At 48.4% G+C, this 3,404-nt stretch carries 4 protein-coding genes; 3 read left to right on the top strand and 1 reads right to left on the bottom strand.

What is annotated here, in order from left to right; translation table 11 throughout:
* Positions 1-423 precede the first annotated feature (423 nt).
* The 3 genes from L6966_RS11840 to L6966_RS11830 all read left to right on the top strand — a co-directional run bounded on the left by L6966_RS11840 (position 424) and on the right by L6966_RS11830 (position 2,750).
* Entirely contained in the window at positions 424-1,518 is a 1,095-nt protein-coding gene (locus tag L6966_RS11840) for an RHS repeat-associated core domain-containing protein (RefSeq protein ID WP_237233453.1), read from the top strand.
* Between the two features lie 3 nt (positions 1,519-1,521).
* Positions 1,522-2,406, top strand: a complete 885-nt coding sequence (locus L6966_RS11835) for a hypothetical protein (protein ID WP_237233452.1) — start codon at positions 1,522-1,524, stop codon at positions 2,404-2,406.
* 98 nt (positions 2,407-2,504) lie between these two features.
* The gene (locus L6966_RS11830; RefSeq protein ID WP_083091836.1) at positions 2,505-2,750 is read left to right on the top strand and encodes a transposase; all 246 of its coding nucleotides are present in this window, start codon (positions 2,505-2,507) and stop codon (positions 2,748-2,750) included.
* A 308-nt stretch (positions 2,751-3,058) separates the two neighbouring features.
* On the opposite strand, the gene L6966_RS11825 is transcribed toward L6966_RS11830, so the two are convergent.
* The coding region (locus L6966_RS11825; protein ID WP_237233451.1) for a hypothetical protein at positions 3,059-3,404 on the bottom strand (346 nt) is incomplete at its 5' end.

Raw genomic sequence — 3,404 nt, 5'->3', positions numbered from 1 at the left:
CAAAGGTATTAACCTTGATAAATTATCTGCAATCTGCAACGAGCTCGATGAACTCCTCAGCCGAGATAAATACTACTCAGGGTGGAGAGAAGGCATGAGAACTTTCCCTTCGAGGATATCTCGCCTTGATTCACCCCAAGAGAGAATAAAACTTGCTCAAGGCCGGCTACGAGTGATGTCGACGGGGAACAGTGGGTGGAACGATATTGTCCTGGGATTTCCAGACAGGAGAAGGACCAATCGGGGAGGCCTAGAGGTCGATACTGAAGCTACCAAGCGTTTTCATGATCTCTCGGAGCAGTTGAGGCGGTTGTGTGCCTCTGATATTTATTGGCTTCGGTTTAGAGGTCAGCATACGCACTAGCCAATTAGGGCTATCCTGGCAGGGATAGTGCCTTTACTCTGAGTGCTGATGGTGTCCCGGTGGTTGCGGGGATTGAGTTGATGGGTGCTCGGGGCTATGATCCGGTTACTGCTTCTTTCCTCAATGTTGATCCTCTAGCTCCGGTGGCGGGTGCTGTGTGGGGTTCTAATCCTTATTCTTTTGCTGGGAATAATCCGGTGATGATGAGTGATCCGTGGGGTTTGCGTCCTGCTGCGGATGCTGATTTGGTTGCTTATCGTGAGGCTAATCAGGGTTTTTTGGCTCATGCTGGTGATTGGGTTGCTGATAACTGGGAGTATTTTGCTGCTGGGGCCATGGTGGTTGCTGGTGGCGTGCTGATGGCTACTGGTGTTGGCGGGCCGGTAGGGGCCATGCTGATCTCTGGTGGTATTTCCATGGGCATGCAGAAGGCTACGACGGGGTCGGTGGATCCGTTGCAGTTGGCTTTGGATATGGTTCCTGGTGGGGTTGTTGTTCAGGGGCTTGCTGGGGCTGGATCAGCGGCGTATTCGTATATGAAATCTCCTGGGCCGCATAGTGCTTCTGGGCTTTTGGGTGAGGTTGCTCTGGGTGGCGCGGCGGGTGTTTTGCCTGGTCCGTCGGTGGTGGGTCGGCAGGTGTCTGGGGCTGGTGTTTCGGCGGGACAAAAAGCGATTGGCCCTGGGAGGTATGGGACTTTGCCTGTCTTACCCTCAGCTAATTCAAAATTACAGAACCTCTCGCCGCAGGTAGTGCCTCATGACTATCCGTTGGCACAAAACGCCTGGATAATGAATAGAGATGGTGTAGCTGTTGGTAATACAAATGCTGATAGGTTTGCGCAGGTTCTAAATGATTCGCCTGCATGGGCCGGGCCTTACCCCACCAAAAGCCCAGGCAACACGTGGATTAGTAACACTGACAAAACAAGTATTCGAACTATGGAAGATAATACCGGATTAAATTCTAGTAACCAGCATCATGTCTTGCGTGCGGTCCATGAAAGGGAGAATCCTGCGGGTGCAAATAAAAAACCCCTCAAAATCGACCCCGCCACCTGGGAAGTGCCCAAACCTAGTGCAGGATTGCAAGGAGCAGAAGTATCTAAAAATATAATGGAAAAATCACATCTACCTTTACATCGTTACGAGTAACTAATGAATAATATTACAGAATTTATTGACGAACTACCATTTACGATTGAGTATTTCCAACCAGACACCTACGCTCTATCCTTGGCTGGAACAACTTCTACCGGTCGAGAATTCTCATTATATTTAGATTTCTACTGGGAAGTGTATTATGAAGGTGAAATTCTCAGCTGGGACAACTCCAGGGATAGAATTAATGATAAGTTAAACCAACTCAAAGGTTGTAAAATTGTTGACATAACGGGGCCGGATAATCTTTATGATGCAACGTATATCCTGGAAAATTCTGGAATGATTCGAAGTGTTACCTCAGATAATAAATATGCAACAGAATGGAGCCTGTCTGTTGTAGGTGATACGCATCAGCTTTTTGCAGGGGAGATATACCCTTATGAGCTTTCTGACCTTGGTACTGATTTTTCTGCCTGGGATGTATCTTATGAAGCGGTGGATCCCGATAGGGGGGGCACTCCTTTTGGTCTAATAGGTTCAAAAATTATAAAAATAAAATTGATTCAACCTGACGATGTTAATCACATTTTAGAGATCACCCTTTCAAAGGGCCTCAATGAAAGGTATAAACTTCATTTTTGGAATTCTTGGGCCTTGTATTCTGATAGTGATTTATTAATGGATAACGCTACTGAGGTTGGTGTTGATTGTTTTAATTCTGTTGCTCAGGGGGCTACCTTGAAGGGTTTTACGGGGGGCAGTTATGGTATGTACGGATGCTCCTTAATTTTTGATACTTTGAAGTTGCGGCAAGTCGGTTCGAGTGGAGTTGCCTGGAGCTGGCGAATCCGTGATGACCAAGGAAATCTTCTTTGGCGTGCACCTACTGACGTCGAAGCAAGCCGTGGGCTTATTGAGGGGGTAGAGAATCCATCTTGAGAAAATCCGCCTGCCCCTCCTTCTTGCAAATCATGGAGGCCTTAGGTCTGAAGTGCCCCAGGTTTTGTTCCGCCCAACAAGGTAGGAAAATCAGGAACATGCCAAAGAAATTCACCCAAGAATCTAAAGACCGCACCGTCCGCCTCATCGAGGACCGCATCCTAGCGGAGAACCTTTCAATGAACGCCGCATGCCAGGCTGTTGCGCCAAAACTTGGCCTCTCATGGCACACCGCCCGCCAGTGGGTTCAGCAAGCCCGCAAGGATGGGCCCCTCACCGGCGCTGAAGAAGACGTAATTGCTGAAAACGCCCGTCTTCGACGAGAGAACCAAGAACTACCGTGATACCAACGAGCTACTCAAGGCTGCCTCGGCTTTTTCGCCTCAGAACTCGACCCCCAACCTCGGACATGATCCGGTTCATCGACAAGTACCGTGATCGCTTCGGGGTCGAGTCCCTCTGTACGACGTTGAAGAATCATCGAGAAGGTGGCTTCATCTCTTCTTGTGGCTACCGGCAGGTCAAATCCAGGGGCCCTAGTGCCCGTGCACGGGGATACCGTCAGAACTCAGAGCAAACCCGCTCAGATATCACGATATGGGAGTCTGTGATATGTGTGGATGCATTAGCCCGGCAGGGTGGCTCTTATGGGCTAACGTTGATGCTGATCCTTGAACTTGAGCCAATAAATATCAGACTCATATCTGCGTCGTAACCAGGTGTGGAGATCATTGAATCTTTTTTGGGATTCACGATCAATCTGTTGAGGTAAACCAGGACAGGTAATGATTAGCCCCTCATAGGATGCATTACCGCTGTTCAGAGCTCTGTTAAGAATGGCTACTGATTGTAATCTTTGCTCTACAGAGCTTGCATTAGCTATTTCCTGGGGGAAGCTACGAAGGTAGTTAGTGATTGATGAGTATGAGTTGTTAGGTTGTAAGAGTTCCGCCATTTCAGTGCAAGTTTCTTGAATTACTGTCAGTTCGATACCCTGT

Source organism: Rothia nasisuis, assembly GCF_928381405.1.
Classification (GTDB): domain Bacteria; phylum Actinomycetota; class Actinomycetes; order Actinomycetales; family Micrococcaceae; genus Rothia; species Rothia nasisuis.
This window is presented reverse-complemented; position numbering and strand designations above follow the sequence as displayed.

Coding starts and splice junctions, on each gene's coding strand:
- L6966_RS11835 (WP_237233452.1), top strand. CDS start 1,522: ATGAATAATATTACAGAATTTATTGACGAACTACCATTTACGATTGAG.
- L6966_RS11830 (WP_083091836.1), top strand. CDS start 2,505: ATGCCAAAGAAATTCACCCAAGAATCTAAAGACCGCACCGTCCGCCTC.